Source organism: Microbacterium sp. BWR-S6Y, from assembly GCF_041379845.1.
GTDB lineage: Bacteria > Actinomycetota > Actinomycetes > Actinomycetales > Microbacteriaceae > Microbacterium > Microbacterium hydrothermale.
The window spans coordinates 432,900-447,552 of record NZ_JBFECV010000003.1 but is presented as its reverse complement, the minus strand read 5'-3'; the positions used below and the strand labels follow the sequence as shown (position 1 = coordinate 447,552).

The window sequence follows — 14,653 nt, the reverse complement described above, 5'->3', positions numbered from 1 at the left end:
GTGTCGGCGCGGGGCGCGCGTTCCCCGCCAGCATAGCGAGAACGACCGAGGCCGTTGCCGTTCGTGACGGGGGGTCGACAGGCGGCCGGGGGTGTGGTGGAGATGGCCTAGAATCGACAGGGTTACATCCGCGCTACCCCGGGGGACGATGGACATCTCGACGACGTCGCACGTCATTGCGACGACCGATCGCCGCTCCGTCGGACGCACTCTTCGGGCCTACGTCGCTCTGACGAAGCCCCGCGTCCTCGAGCTCCTGCTGGTGACCACCGTTCCGGTGATGATCCTCGCGCAGGGCGGCTTGCCGAACCTCTGGTTGATCCTGGCGACCGTCATCGGCGGCTCGCTGAGCGCCGGATCGGCGGCCGCGTTCAACATGTACCTCGACCGCGACATCGACGCACACATGCAGCGCACGGTGAACCGCCCGCTCGTGACGGGAGAGGTCTCGCCGCGCGGGGCCCTCGTCTTCGCGTGGACGCTCGCGGTCTTCTCGACGGTGTGGCTGTGGGCCTTCACGAACCCGCTCGCAGCGGGGCTGTCCGCGGCGGCCATCTTCTTCTACGTCGTCATCTACACGATGATTCTCAAGCGCCGCACCGAGCAGAACATCGTGTGGGGCGGGATCGCCGGCTGCTTCCCGGTTCTCATCGGCTGGTCCGCGGTGACGGGCTCGCTGTCGTGGGCGCCGTTCATCCTGTTCGCCCTGGTGTTCCTGTGGACGCCGCCGCACTACTGGCCGCTGTCGATGAAGTACGCCGCCCAGTACGACGAGGTCGACGTGCCGATGCTCGGCGCCACGCGCAGCGGATCGCAGGTGGGCCTGCAGGTCATCCTCTACGCGTGGGCGACCGTTGCGTGCTCGCTGCTGCTGATCCCCGTCGCTCCGATGGGACTGGTCTACTCGGTCTCGGCGCTGGTCTTCGGCGGATGGTTCATCTACGAGTCGCACCGCCTCTACTCGCGTGCCGTCCGCGGTGGCGAGCCGCGGCCGATGCGCGTGTTCCACGCGTCGATCACGTACCTCACCCTGCTCTTCGTGGCCATCGCGGTCGACCCGCTACTGCCCTTCTGATCGGATCCGACCAGCGCCCGTCCCGTTCTCGGGGCGGGCGCTTCGACGTTTCCGGATGCCGGCTCTCGGCCTCGCGGGGACGCCCCGCGGTCACGGTCAGTCGGGGGACGCGGGGCCGCTCTCTCAGCCACCCGGAGTCGCCGGACCGTTCCGCGCGGATCTGCCCACCGCACGATGGAGCCGAGCAGGACATCGGCGACGCCGTTCTCGCGCCCTCGCGCGTCGGGGGTCACGGAGACGCCCGTGAGCACGGGCTCGGGGCCGTGCGCGTCGCCGAGCTGCGCGTTCAACGCGCGAAGCGCCCGCCCCCGGGTGCGTGGGGCGGGCGCTTCGCGCAGAGCGGATCAGCGACGCGTCGCGTCGTCTCCGGCGTCGAGGCGGGGCTCGTCGTGGTTCGCGGCCGCGCGGGCCTGCGGGGGAGCCGGGGCCGTCGAGGGCACCTCGACGTCGGCATCCTCCACCGCGAGGGGGGTGGCGGTCGTGGCGGGGGCGAAGGGAGCGGCGTTCTGCGGAGCCGTCTCCTCGTCGCTGGACCAGTCGATCGTCTCGACCGACACGTCGGGGCGACGCACGAGGGCGGTCGCGGCGGCGAGTGCCAGGACGGCGACGATGCCGATGGCGCCGGCTCCGAGGACGGCGGCGCCCACGACGACCCAGGACTGGCCGACGTACACCTGCACGACGGTGGCGTTGGGGTCGTCGAGCACCTGCTCCATCGCGTCGATCCCGTTGAGGACGATCGCGAGTCCACCGGCGATGGCGGCCAGGGATCCGACGACGAGCACCCAGAACGGGATGCTGGTCACCAGGCGGGGACGGGTCTTCATGGGATGTACTCCTTGTCGTTCCGGTGCGGGGGTCACCGGACTGGCGTGTCCCGACGCGGTGGCATCGGGCGGCCCGGGCGCGAACCCGGAATGTCCAGGGTGTCCCACCACCCCTCACGGGCCCTAGGGGTCGCCGATGAATGCCCTATGAGCGTATAAGGGGCCCGCGAGCGCTCACGCGTGGGCGTCGGCGGTCGCGCGTCGGCGCTCCGCGTCGGCGGCGGCGACCGGTTTCTTCAGCCGCAGGACCACGACGGTCATGGTCGCGGCGGCGAGGGCGGCGAGCACCATGTGCGTGCCCACGGCGATCTCGGGCAGGCCGTTGCGCGCCTGGTACAGGCCCACGGCGATCTGCACGAGCTCGACCGCCAGCAGCGCGGTCGCCCATCGGCGCACCGGCAGGCGCAGACGCCAGGCGGTCACCACGACGACGAGGGTGAGGGCGAAGAGGGCGTACCCGGGCCACGCGTGGACGTGCTCGAGGATCTGCGCATCGAAACCGTTGCGCACCGAGGCCTCGTCGCCGGAGTGGGGGCCGGCCCCCGTGGTGAGCACGCCGAAGACGATCGTCAGGGCGAGCACGCCGGTGGTGGCGTGCACGAGACCGGCGAACCACCGCGGCACGGCGAGGGTGCGCGCCCCCGCGGGCTGGTACATCCGCACGAGGAAGGCCGCGCACACCGCAACCAGCGACACCGAGGCGACGTAGTGGAAGCCGACGATGAAGGGGTTGAGGCCCGTGAGCACCGTGATGCCGCCCACGATCGCCTGGGCCACGATGCCGCCCAGCACGATGAGCGAGAGCACGAACAGCACGCGGCGCTCGTGCCGCATGCGCCAGACGAGCACGACGACGGCGAGGGCGAGGATGCCGACGAGACCCGTCAGTGTGCGGTTGCCGAACTCGATGATCCCGTGGATGCCCATCTCGGGGGTGTTCACGAGGGAGTCGGGCGTGCATCGCGGCCACGTGGGGCAGCCGAGGCCGGAGCCGGTGAGGCGGACGGCACCGCCGGTGCCGATGATGAGCACCTCGGCCACGAAGGAGAGCCAGGCGAAGACGCGGACCCGGCGGTCGACCTGCGCGGGCAGCCAGGCGACGACGCGCTGCAGCACCGCGGGGACGCGGGTCGAGGGGGAGGAGGACGGGGCGGAGGGCATGCGTGCGGCTTCCTGGCGTCGGGGCGGTCCCGGCGTGCGGGGGAGTGGGTCTGCCATGCCGGGAGCGGGTGTTGCCTGTAGAATCGAAGGGTCCGTGTGCAGTGCTCACGCGATCCGCACGAGAGACAGTCTAGGCGCGCAGCCAGCGCCTTCGAGCGGGCCCACCAGCGACGAACCTGGGACTTCGACCGGAGTCCGGAATGTCGGGGCGGATGACACCGTTGAGGCCCGAGAAGGAGAGTGATCACCATGTCCGATGTCCTCATCGACCGACCAGAGCTCGAGAGCCTGGGGCAATACGAGTTCGGCTGGCACGACACCGACGCCGCAGGCGCCGTCGCGCAGCGCGGCATCAACGAGGACGTCGTGCGCGGCATCTCCGCGTTGAAGTCCGAGCCCGACTGGATGCTGAAGACCCGTCTGAAGGGGTACCAGCTCTTCGGCAAGAAGCCGATGCCCACCTGGGGCGCCGACCTCAGCGACATCGACTTCGACAACATCAAGTACTTCGTGCGCTCGACCGAGAAGCAGGCGCAGTCGTGGGAGGACCTCCCGGAGGAGATCCGCAACACCTACGAGAAGCTCGGCATCCCCGAGGCGGAGCGCCAGCGTCTCGTCGCCGGCGTCGCCGCGCAGTACGAGTCCGAGGTCGTCTACCACCAGATCCGCGAGGACCTGGAGCAGCAGGGCGTCATCTTCATGGACACCGACACCGCCCTGCGCGAGCACCCCGAGTTCTTCGAGGAGTACTTCGGCACGGTCATCCCGGCCGGTGACAACAAGTTCGCCGCGCTCAACACCGCGGTGTGGTCGGGCGGGTCGTTCGTGTACGTCCCGAAGGGCGTGCACGTCGAGATCCCGCTGCAGGCGTACTTCCGCATCAACACCGAGAACATGGGTCAGTTCGAGCGGACCCTGATCATCGCCGACGAAGACAGCTATGTGCACTACATCGAGGGCTGCACGGCCCCGATCTACAAGTCCGACTCGCTGCACTCGGCCGTCGTCGAGATCATCGTGAAGAAGAACGCCCGCGTGCGCTACACGACGATCCAGAACTGGTCGAACAACGTCTACAACCTCGTCACCAAGCGCGCCGTCGCCCACGAGGGCGCGACCATGGAGTGGGTCGACGGCAACATCGGCTCCAAGGTGACGATGAAGTACCCCTCCATCTACCTGATGGGCGAGCACGCCAAGGGCGAGACGCTCTCGGTCGCCTTCGCCGGTCCCGGTCAGCACCAGGACGCCGGCGCGAAGATGATCCACATGGCGCCGTACACGCAGTCGTCGATCGTGTCGAAGTCGATCGCCCGCGGCGGTGGTCGCGCCGGCTACCGCGGCGAGGTCCGCGTCGACGCCAACGCGCATCACTCCGCGAACACGGTGCGCTGCGACGCCCTGCTGGTCGACACGATCTCCCGCAGCGACACGTACCCCGCGATCGACATCCGTGTCGACGACGTGCAGCTCGGCCACGAGGCCACGGTTTCGAAGGTCAGCGAGGAGCAGCTCTTCTACCTGCAGTCGCGTGGCCTCCCCGAAGACGAGGCCATGGCGATGATCGTGCGCGGCTTCATCGAGCCGATCGCCCGCGAGCTCCCGATGGAGTACGCGCTCGAACTCAACAAGCTCATCGAGATGGGCATGGAAGGCAGTGTTGGTTAAGTGACGACTGCGACCGAAACCCCCGCAGCCGCCGAGGGTCACATCGACCCGGCAGCCCTCGTGGCATCCGTCGTTCCGGTGCAGACGCGCTCGGAGCGGAAGACCTCGTTCGACCCGGCCGACTTCGGCACCCCCACGGGGCGCGAGGTCAACTGGAAGCTCAGCCCGATCGACCGGCTCGCGCCGCTCTTCGTCGATGAGGCCGGTCCCACCGGCGTCATGACCGTCGACGTCGAGGCGCCCGCCGCGGTCGAGCAGCTGCGTCTCGCGGCCGGCGACGCCCCGCGCGGGGAGCACTTCCGTCCGGAGGATCTTCCCGCCGCCCTCGCCTGGACGCACGAGGCCGAGGCTCCGCTGCTGCGCATCCCCGCGAACGTGGAGCTCGACGAACCCGTCGTCGTGCGCCTCACCGGCACGGGCGGCCTCGCTCACGCCCACGTCGTGATCGAGGCGCAGCCGAACTCGCGCGGCACCGTGGTGCTGCGCCACGAGGGCTCGGCGAACCACGCGCAGAACGTCGAGATCATCGTCCGCGACGGGGCCGAGCTGACCGTCGTGTCGGTGCAGCGCTGGAATGACGACACCGTGCACGCGGCCTCGCACCAGGCCCGCGTCGACCGCGACGCCAAGCTCACGCATGTCGTGGTGAGCTTCGGCGGCGGCGTCGTGCGGGTCAACCCCTCCGTGGAGCTTTCGGGTCCGGGTGCCGAGGGGCGCCTGTACGGCCTGTCGTTCTCCGACGCCGGCCAGCACCTCGAGTCGCAGGTGTACCTGCACCACAAGGGACCCCACACGGTCGGCGACGTGCTCTACAAGGGTGCGCTGCAGGGCGAGAGCGCTCGGAGCGTGTGGATCGGCGACGTGCTCATCGGACCGGATGCCACCGGCACCGACTCCTACGAGGCCAACCGCAATCTCGTGCTCACCGACGGCGCGCGCGCCGACTCGATCCCGAACCTCGAGATCGAGACCGGCGACATCCAGGGCGCGGGTCACGCCAGCGCTACGGGTCGCTTCGACGACGAGCAGCTGTTCTACCTGCAGGCCCGCGGCATCGCCGAAGACGAGGCGCGCCGCCTGGTCGTGCTCGGCTTCCTCAGCGAGATCGTGCAGCGCATCGGCATCCCCGAGCTCGAGACCGAGCTCATCGAGGCCATCGAGCACGAGCTGGCCGAGGGGGCGGCCGCGTGAGCGCGACCCGCGCCTGCGCGCTGAGCGAACTCGTTCAGGACGAGGCCCGTCGCGTCGAGATCGACGGCGTCGCGATCGCCGTCGTCCTCGACGGCAACGGTGACGTGCACGCCATCGGCGACGTCTGCACGCACGGCGACATCTCGCTCTCCGACGGTTTCGTCGAGGGCGAGACGCTCGAGTGCTGGGCCCACGGCTCGGCGTTCTCGCTGAAGACCGGCCGCCCGTTGAACCTCCCGGCCTACGAGCCGGTCCCCGTGTTCGAGGTCGTGATCGACGGAGACGACGTGCTCATCGATCCGTCCGTCACCAAGGCGACGGCCTGAGCCGCGCCCGACCCGAGACTTTACGAGTAAGGAATCACCCCCATGTCTGTCCTCGAGATCCGCGACCTCCACGTGACGGTCGAGACGGAGAACGGTACGACCCCGATCCTCAACGGCGTGACGCTGACCATGCGCACCGGTGAGACCCACGCCATCATGGGCCCCAACGGCTCCGGCAAGTCGACCCTGGCGTACACGATCGCCGGCCACCCCAAGTACACCGTCACGAGCGGCTCCATCACCCTCGACGGTGAGGACGTTCTCGAGATGAGCGTCGACGAGCGCGCTCGCGCGGGCCTCTTCCTCGCGATGCAGTACCCGGTTGAGATCCCGGGCGTGACGGTCACCAACTTCCTGCGCACGGCCAAGACGGCCATCGACGGCGAGGCGCCGGCGATCCGCAGCTGGACCAAGGACGTCAAGGGCGCCATGGAGAACCTGCGCATGGATGCGAAGTTCGCGTCGCGCAACGTCAACGAAGGCTTCTCGGGCGGCGAGAAGAAGCGCCACGAGATCCTCCAGCTCGAGCTGCTCAAGCCGAAGATCGCGGTGCTCGACGAGACCGACTCCGGTCTCGACGTCGACGCGCTGAAGATCGTGTCGGAGGGCGTGAACCGCGCGAAGGAGCAGACCGACCTCGGTGTGCTGCTCATCACGCACTACACGCGCATCCTGCGCTACATCCGCCCCGACTTCGTGCACGTCGTGGTCAAGGGCCGCATCGTCGAAGAGGGCGGCCCCGAGCTCGCCGACCGACTCGAGGAAGAGGGCTACGACCGCTTCCTCGAGCCCGGTACGCCGATCGACGCGTAAGATCGTTACATGACCGCAACGCTCGCTCCCGAGAAGTACGACGAGGTCACCGAGGCCCTGAAAGACGTCATGGACCCCGAACTGGGGATCAACGTCGTCGACCTCGGCCTCATCTACGACCTCGCGTGGGACGACGAGAACGACGCGCTCGTCATCCACATGACCCTGACCTCGGCCGGATGCCCCCTGACCGACGTCCTCGAAGAGCAGACGGCTCAGGCCCTCGACAACGTCGTGGATCGCTTCCGCATCAACTGGGTGTGGATGCCGCCGTGGGGCCCCGAGCGGATCACCGACGACGGCCGCGACATGATGCGCGCTCTCGGCTTCGCGATCTGACGACTCCTGCACGAACGCCCGCCCCTCCGGGGGCGGGCGTTCGTCGTTCGCGGCAGCGGAGGGACGTCGAGAGGGCGGCATCCGCGGTCGTCCCGGGCGGCGTCGTGTTGCGAAACGACAACACTGCCCCGCGGATCGTTGCCGTCCGGGTTCCCGGCGAGCACACTTCGCGCATGAGAACGCGTGCAACCCGAATCGCCGCGGTCGTCGTCCCCGTGCTGCTGCTCCCGGCGGTGGCATCCGGATGCACCGCCGACCCCGTTCCGGCGTCCGAGACGACGTCCGCCCCCGTCGCCGCGGACCCTCGCGTCGACGCTCTGGCGCACGTGACGGATGCCACCGTGGCGGCCGCCGTGGCCGACATCGACGCCTCCGTGAAAGCGGCGATGGACGCGACCGGGACGCCCGGTGTCGCGGTCGCCGTCGTCCACGGGGGAGAGACCGTGTTCGCCCGCGGCTACGGCGTGCGCAACCTCGACACCGGGGAGCCGGTCGACGAGGACACGGTGTTCGCGATGGCATCCGTGTCGAAGTCCGTCGGCGCGACGGTGATCGCGCGCGCGATCGACGAGGGCGTGGTCACGTGGGACACGCCCGTGCAGGAGAACCTGCCCTCTTTCGCGCTGTCGGACCCGTGGGTGTCGGCGAACCTCACGATCGGCGACCTGTACGCGCACCGGTCCGGGCTGTTCGAGCACGCGGGCGACGAGCTGGAGGAGATCGGCTACGACCGCGCCGCGGTGCTGGAGCGGCTGCGGCTCGTCCCGCTCGAGGGGTTCCGCCGCACCTACGCCTACGGCAACTTCGACATCACCGCCGCGGCCGAGTCGGTCGCCGCCGCGGCCGGTGAGGACTGGGCCGACCTCTCCGAGCGGCTGCTCTACGCGCCGCTCGGCATGACCTCCACCTCGTCACGGTTCGCGGATCTCGAGACGCGCGAGAACCGCGCCCTGGGGCACCAGCGGGTGGACGGCGCGTGGGTCGTGAGCCCCGAGCAGCGCCGGCCCGACGCGCAGTCGCCGGCCGGAGGGGTGAGCTCGAGTGTCACCGACATGGCGCGCTGGATGACGATGGTGCTCGCCGCCGGAGCGGGCGACGACGCATTCGTCAGCCGCGAGGCCCTGCTGCCCGCCGTCACCCCGCAGATCACGACGGGGCGCGACCCGGCCGTGTCGACGATGAGCCAGAGGGCGGGCTTCTACGGGTACGGTTTCAACGTCACGACGACCGCGGGCGGTCTCGTCGACGTCAACCATTCGGGTGCGTTCCGGCTCGGCACCGGCACGACGGTGAAGATGCTGCCCGCGGCCGACCTCGGCATCGTGGTGCTCTCGGACGGCGAGGCCAACGGCGTCGCGGAGGGTATCGCGGGTCGCTTCGCCGACATCGCGCAGTACGGCGCGCAGCGTCAGGACTGGCTCGGGCTGTACACCGGGATCTTCGCGGACATGGCCGCGCCGCTGGGGACCCTCGCCGGGAAGGACCGCCCCGCGGATGCGACGCCCCCGGCCGCGCTGGACCGGTACGCGGGCGTCTACCGGAACGACTACTTCGGCGACGCCACTGTGAGCATCGTCGACGGCGCGCTGCAGCTGGCGCTGGGCCCGACCGGGCGATGGACGCTGAGCCCCTGGGACGGCGACGTGTTCACGTTCGCCCCCACGGGCGAGAACGCCACCGAGGGAACGGTCTCGCAGGCGACGTTCGGCTCCGACGGCTCGCTCGTACTCGAGTACTTCGACCAGCATCGGATGGGGACGTTCCGGCGGTGAATCGCGCATGACGCAGGGTGTCGAGGGACCGCGAGGCGCCGGCGCGCCTTCGGTAGCCTCGATGACATGAGCGTCACCCCCCTGAAGGCCCTGCCCCTGGACCTCCTCCGCCAGCGCTCCAGCACGAAGTGGCGCTCGTACGGCGACGACGTGATCCCCATGTTCGTCGCCGAGACCGACTTCCCCCTCGCGCCCGCGATCACCGCGGCGCTGCATCGCGCGGTCGAGATCGGCGACACCGGCTACACCCCGCCGCGTCCGGGCATCGATCTCGACTTCGCCGCCTACGCCGACCGGCGGTGGGGGTGGACGATCGACCCGTCGCGCGTGCGGTGGACGGGTGACGTCATGATGGGCGTCGTCGAGGTGCTCCGCGCCGTGACCGCCCCCGGCGATCGCGTGGTGGTGACGCCCCCGGTCTATCCGCCGTTCTACGACACGGTGGAGGAGGCGGGCGCGGTCGTCGAGCGCGTGCCGCTGGTCGACGACGGTGACCGGTGGAGCCTCGACCTCGACGGGATCGAGAGGGCCCTGGCATCCGGGGCCCGTGCGGTGCTGCTGTGCAATCCGCACAACCCGACCGGAACGGTGCACACGCGCGACAGCCTCGCCGCCCTCGCCCGCCTCGCGGCGCGCTACGGCGCGAGCGTGGTGAGCGACGAGATCCACGCCCCCCTCACGCACGCTCCCGCGGTGTTCACGCCCTTCCTGGATGCCGGTCCCGAGGCCGCCGCGGTCGGCTACGCCGTGACGAGCGCGAGCAAGACCTACAACCTCGCGGGGCTGAAGTGCGCGGTGATCGTGACCGGGGCGGAGGAGACGGCCCAGGTCGTGCGCTCGCTGCCCTGGGAGGTGGAGTGGCGCGCGGGCCTGTTCGGCGTGATCGCCAACCGCGCGGCCTTCGCGGCGGAGAGCGACCCGTGGCTCGAGTCGCTGCTGGCGTCGCTGGACGAGAACCGACGGCTGCTCGCCGACCTGCTCGCCGCGCACCTTCCGCGCGCGCGGTATCGGATGCCGGACGCGGGCTTCCTCGCGTGGGTCGACGTGTCGGCCTACGGGTGGGGCGACAATCCGGCCCCGTTCATCCGCCGCGAGGCGCACGTCGCGCTGCATCACGGCCCGTTGTTCGGCACGGAGGGCATCGGTCACGTGCGCATCAACGTCGGGTGCGCGCCCGAGGTGCTGCGCGACGCGGTGCAGCGCATCGGGCGACTGGCCTCGAGGGCGTGAGGCTCCGAACGACGCGCGGCGCCCGGGTCGAGTGGCGTGCCGTGACGGTCGGGGTCGTGACTCTCGGCCGGTGACCGGTATGCCGTGACCGGTATGCCGTGACCGGGTGTTCGTCCACGCGTGAGGTTTCGCGCGGCGCTCGCCTGGCATCCGAGGATAGGTAAGGATATCCTTAGCGAGTGAAGACTGCCACGCGCCCCGCCTACCGTCCGTACGTCGCCGTGGTGAAGAAGGCCCGCCGCCTGTCGCCGCACTTCGCGCGCATCACCTTCACCAGCCCCGATTTCGCCGTGTTCGGCACCGACCGGCGCGACCAGCGCGTGAAGCTCGTGCTCCCCGGCTCCGACGGCCGCCTGTGCGACATCGGGCAGAACGACCCCGCGGCGATCGACGGCGGCGAGTGGTACACGCGCTGGCGCGACCTTCCCGAGGCGGAGCGGATGCCGTTCCGCACCTACACCGTGCGACGGATCGACCCCGAGGCGCTCGAGCTCGACATCGATTTCGTGCTGCACCACGACGCCGGTCCCGCGGGGACGTGGGCCGAGACGGCGGCGGAGGGGGAGAGCATCCTCGTGGTCGGCCCCGACGCGCGCAGCGAGGACTCGGCGCAGGGCATCGACTTCCACCCCGGAACGGCGCAGCGCCTGCTGCTCGTCGGCGACGAGACGGCCGCCCCGGCGATCTGCGCGATCCTCGAGGGCCTGGGTTCCGGCTTCGTCGTCGACGCCTTCGTCGAGGTGCCCACGATCGACGACGCCCTCGCGCTCGCGCCCGGGACGCTGCCCGTCACCTGGATCGCCCGCGACGACCGCCCCCACGGCGAGGCGCTGATCGACGCGGTCGAGGCGTGGACCGCGGCATCCGGGGCCGTCCTCTCGCGCGCCGCGGCGCCCCGCCCCCAGGTGCTCGAGGACATCGACCTCGACGTCGACCTGCTCTGGGACAGCCCCGCCGATTCGGAGGGTGAGTTCTACGCCTGGATCGCGGGGGAGTCGCAGACGGTCAAGACGCTGCGCCGACTGCTCGTGCAGGGGCACGGCGTCGACCGCAAGCGCGTCGCGTTCATGGGCTACTGGCGCGAAGGCCAGGTCGAGCGCACCGCCTGACGCGGCGCCGAGGGGATCGGGTCGCGCGCGCCGAAGGCAGGACCCGGGCGCCCGGTTCACGCGCGCCGCATCCGGACAGGTGTAGGCGTGCCCGCGTGCCCTCCGCGCCGAACCCCCTCAGCGAGCCGTCGCCGGCTCGTCGACGACCGTGTGGTGCCGACCGATCGGCACGATCATCGGCCGGCCCGTGAGCGGATCCGCGACGACGCGGCTGCGCAAGCCGAAGACCTCCTCGACCGTCTCCTCGGTCAGCACCTCGGCCGGGTCGCCCGCGGCGACGATGCGGCCCTCCGCCATCGCGACGAGGTGGTCGGCGTAGCGCGCCGCGAGATTGAGGTCGTGCAGCACCATCGCCACGGTCGTGCCGCGCTCGCGATTGAGGTCGGTGAGCAGGTCGAGCACGTCGATCTGGTGGCTGATGTCGAGGAACGTCGTGGGCTCGTCGAGCAGGAGTACGTCGGTCTCCTGCGCGAGGGCCATCGCGATCCACACGCGCTGGCGCTGCCCCCCGCTGAGCTGGTCGACGTGACGGTCGGCGAGGTGGGCCGTGTCGGTCGCGTCGAGCGCGCGCGCCACGGCGTCGTCGTCGGTGCGCGTCCACCGTGAGAGCGCGCCCTGGTGCGGGTGCCGACCGCGGCTGACGAGGTCGGACACGGCGATGCCGTCGGGGGCGACGGGGGACTGGGGGAGGAGCCCGAGCACGCGCGCGACCTGCTTCGTCGGCATCCGGTGGATCGCCTTGCCGTCGAGCAGCACCTGTCCGGTGGTGGGGGAGAGCAGACGCGCCATGGCTTTCAGCAGCGTCGACTTGCCGCACGCGTTCGCCCCGACGATCGCGGTGACCTTGCCCGGGGGCAGGGAGAGGTCGAGGGAGTCGACGATCGTCCGGTCTCCGTAACCGAGGGTGACGCCCTCGGCGGTCAGGCTGCGCTCAAGAGTCATCGGGTCGTTCCTTCGAGGCGGGTGGCGGCGGATGCCGAGACGGCTCGCGTCATGGCGGCTCGCGTCATAGCGACGTTCCTTCGGATCGGCTGCTGCGGATGAGCAGGAAGATGAGGTACGGCGCGCCGAGCACGCCGGTGATCACACCGACGGGCAGACGCGTGCCGAAGGCGTACTGGGCGACGTAGTCGGCCACCAGCACGAGCAGGGCGCCGACGAGGCCGGCGGGGAGGATCGGCGAACCGACGGGTCCGAGCAGGCGCACCGCAATGGGCCCGGCCAGGAACGACACGAACGCGATCGGGCCCGCCGCCGCCGTGCCGAAGGCGAGGAGACCGACGGCGGCGACGATGAGCAGCAGGCGGCTGCGCTCGACGGGGAGGCCGATCGCCGCGGCGGTGTCGTCGCCCATCCGCAGGATCTCGAGGCGCCCCGACAGGACGAGCAGCACCGGCCCGAGCACGAGCACGGCGAAGAGCACCGGGAGCGCGCGGTCCCACGTCGCGTCGTTGAGGTTGCCGGTGATCCAGCGCATCGCGGCCGGGAGGTCGTACTGCGCGGCGCGCGCGATCACGTACGACACCACCGCCTGGCACATCGCGGCGACGCCGATGCCGACGAGGATGAGCCGGGCGCCGGAGCTGCCGTCGCGATACGACAGCAGGTAGATCGCGAGAGCGGCGATCAGGGCCGCCGCCATCGCCAGGAACGACACCGCGGTCTCGCCCCAGCCCAGCACGACGATGCCGATCACCGCGGCGGCGCTCGCACCCGTGTTGATCCCGATGACGTCGGGGCTCGCGAGGGCGTTGCGCAGCATGGTCTGGAACACGACACCGCCCATGCCGAAGCACAGTCCCGTCAGCAGAGCGGTCATCGCGCGCGGCAGGCGCAGCTCGCCGACCGTGAACGACGCGCCAGCGACGCGCTGGCCGGTCACCACGCCCCACACCTCGGCGGGCGTGTAGAAGGTCTGGCCGAGCATGAGGCTCAGCACGAACGCCACGACGACGAGCGCAGCGAGCGTGCCGGTGACGGCCACCCAGCGGCGGTGGCGGCGACGTCGGCCGGAGACGACGGATGCCAGGGTGTCGGGCGCGGCGGACGCGAGGGCGCCAGGGCGGGTCAGGGACGTGGTCACAGGGCCCTCATCTTCTGGCGGCGGACGAGGGCGATGAAGAAGGGGGCGCCGATGAGCGCGGTGACGATGCCGACCTCGATCTCCTCGGGGCGGGCGACGACGCGACCGACGACGTCGGCGAGGGTGAGCAGGGTCGCGCCTCCCAGGGCCGAGACGGGCAGCAGCCAGCGGTGGTCGACGCCGACGATGAGGCGCAGCATGTGCGGGACGACGAGTCCCACGAAGCCGATGGGCCCGGCGACGGCGGTCGCGGCGCCGCACAGGACGACGGCGCCGGCGGTGGCGACGAGGCGGGCGGTGCGCACGCGGGCGCCGAGGCCCGCGGCGAGCTCGTCGCCCAGGGCGAGGGTGTTCAGCGCGGACGCGCTGGCGAGGCAGACGAGCAGACCCACGCCGAGGAAGGGCAGCACCTGCAGGATCGTCGGGAACGAGGCGCCTCCCACACCACCGATCTGCCAGAACCGGAACTCGTTCAGCACGTCGGTGCGGGGCAGCAGGATCGCACTCGTCACAGAGCTGAACGCCACCGCCGTGACGGCTCCGGCGAGGGCAAGACGCAAAGGGGTCGCCCCTCCCCGCCCGAGGGAGCCGATGGCGTACACCAGAACGGCCGCACCGGCCGCACCCAGCATGCCGGTCCAGATGTACATCGAGGGCGAGCTCAGACCCAGGAAGGCGATGCCCGTGACGATCGCGAGTCCCGCGCCGCCGTTGATACCGAGGATCTGGGGGTCGGCGAGGGGATTGCGCGTGGCCCCCTGCAGCACGGTGCCCGCAACGGCGAGCGCGGCCCCGACCAGGATGGCGAGCACTGTCCGGGGGATGCGCTTCGCGACCGCGGCGCTGGACGCCGAGTCGGTGGAGCCGTTCAGACCCGCCCAGACATCGGCGGCCGTGACATCGCGTGCGCCGAAGGTGACCGACAGGACGACCGCGACGAGCAGGAGGAGCACGAGAGCGATGACGCCGACGACGCGTCGCCGCCCCCAGCGGCGCGGGCGCGCGTCGCCGGGGGCGGAGACGGTCGGAGCGAGAGCGGTCATCGCGCCGACGGGCGGG

The 14,653-nt window shown here is 70.9% G+C and carries 14 protein-coding genes; 9 read left to right on the top strand and 5 right to left on the bottom strand.

What is annotated here, in order from left to right:
• Positions 1-148: 148 nt before the first annotated feature.
• Complete coding sequence (locus tag AB1K56_RS09280) at positions 149-1,075, top strand: heme o synthase (RefSeq protein ID WP_371205409.1); 927 nt, start codon at positions 149-151, stop codon at positions 1,073-1,075.
• A 344-nt stretch (positions 1,076-1,419) separates the two neighbouring features.
• On the opposite strand, the gene AB1K56_RS09275 is transcribed toward AB1K56_RS09280, so the two are convergent.
• Together AB1K56_RS09275 and AB1K56_RS09270 are read right to left on the bottom strand one after the other, a co-directional pair.
• Positions 1,420-1,902 (bottom strand): hypothetical protein, encoded by a 483-nt coding sequence (locus AB1K56_RS09275; RefSeq protein WP_371205408.1) that lies wholly within the window; start codon positions 1,900-1,902, stop codon positions 1,420-1,422.
• Positions 1,903-2,076: 174 nt separating this feature from the next.
• Entirely contained in the window at positions 2,077-3,063 is a 987-nt protein-coding gene (locus AB1K56_RS09270; protein ID WP_371205407.1) for a heme A synthase, read from the bottom strand.
• A gap of 249 nt (positions 3,064-3,312) precedes the next feature.
• Here AB1K56_RS09270 and sufB point away from each other — a divergent pair, with 249 nt between their 5' ends.
• The 8 genes from sufB (at position 3,313) to AB1K56_RS09230 (ending at position 11,511) form a co-directional block, all read left to right on the top strand.
• Positions 3,313-4,731, top strand: coding sequence for a Fe-S cluster assembly protein SufB (gene sufB, locus AB1K56_RS09265; protein ID WP_371205406.1), 1,419 nt, complete (start codon positions 3,313-3,315; stop codon positions 4,729-4,731).
• Entirely contained in the window at positions 4,732-5,922 is a 1,191-nt protein-coding gene (gene sufD / locus AB1K56_RS09260) for a Fe-S cluster assembly protein SufD (RefSeq protein ID WP_136585789.1), read from the top strand. It begins immediately after the preceding gene.
• Positions 5,919-6,248 (top strand): non-heme iron oxygenase ferredoxin subunit, encoded by a 330-nt coding sequence (locus AB1K56_RS09255; protein ID WP_058625385.1) that lies wholly within the window; start codon positions 5,919-5,921, stop codon positions 6,246-6,248. The genes sufD and AB1K56_RS09255 overlap by 4 nt, the downstream gene beginning before the upstream one ends.
• 42 nt (positions 6,249-6,290) lie before the next feature.
• The gene (gene sufC / locus AB1K56_RS09250) at positions 6,291-7,061 is read left to right on the top strand and encodes a Fe-S cluster assembly ATPase SufC (protein WP_371205405.1); all 771 of its coding nucleotides are present in this window, start codon (positions 6,291-6,293) and stop codon (positions 7,059-7,061) included.
• A 9-nt stretch (positions 7,062-7,070) separates the two neighbouring features.
• On the top strand, positions 7,071-7,400 hold the full coding sequence (locus AB1K56_RS09245) for a metal-sulfur cluster assembly factor (protein WP_013586729.1): 330 nt from the start codon (positions 7,071-7,073) through the stop codon (positions 7,398-7,400).
• A 173-nt stretch (positions 7,401-7,573) separates the two neighbouring features.
• Complete coding sequence (locus AB1K56_RS09240) at positions 7,574-9,172, top strand: serine hydrolase (RefSeq protein WP_371205404.1); 1,599 nt, start codon at positions 7,574-7,576, stop codon at positions 9,170-9,172.
• A gap of 66 nt (positions 9,173-9,238) precedes the next feature.
• Entirely contained in the window at positions 9,239-10,402 is a 1,164-nt protein-coding gene (locus AB1K56_RS09235; RefSeq protein WP_371205403.1) for a MalY/PatB family protein, read from the top strand.
• A 179-nt stretch (positions 10,403-10,581) separates the two neighbouring features.
• Complete coding sequence (locus tag AB1K56_RS09230; protein WP_371205402.1) at positions 10,582-11,511, top strand: siderophore-interacting protein; 930 nt, start codon at positions 10,582-10,584, stop codon at positions 11,509-11,511.
• A gap of 117 nt (positions 11,512-11,628) precedes the next feature.
• On the opposite strand, the gene AB1K56_RS09225 is transcribed toward AB1K56_RS09230, so the two are convergent.
• The 3 genes from AB1K56_RS09225 to AB1K56_RS09215 all read right to left on the bottom strand — a co-directional run bounded on the left by AB1K56_RS09225 (position 11,629) and on the right by AB1K56_RS09215 (position 14,637).
• Positions 11,629-12,453, bottom strand: a complete 825-nt coding sequence (locus AB1K56_RS09225) for an ABC transporter ATP-binding protein (protein WP_136585785.1) — start codon at positions 12,451-12,453, stop codon at positions 11,629-11,631.
• Positions 12,454-12,517: 64 nt separating this feature from the next.
• Positions 12,518-13,594 (bottom strand): FecCD family ABC transporter permease, encoded by a 1,077-nt coding sequence (locus tag AB1K56_RS09220; RefSeq protein WP_371205401.1) that lies wholly within the window; start codon positions 13,592-13,594, stop codon positions 12,518-12,520.
• Positions 13,591-14,637 (bottom strand): FecCD family ABC transporter permease, encoded by a 1,047-nt coding sequence (locus tag AB1K56_RS09215; protein ID WP_371205400.1) that lies wholly within the window; start codon positions 14,635-14,637, stop codon positions 13,591-13,593. The genes AB1K56_RS09220 and AB1K56_RS09215 overlap by 4 nt, the downstream gene beginning before the upstream one ends.
• Between the last annotated feature and the right edge of the window lie 16 nt (positions 14,638-14,653).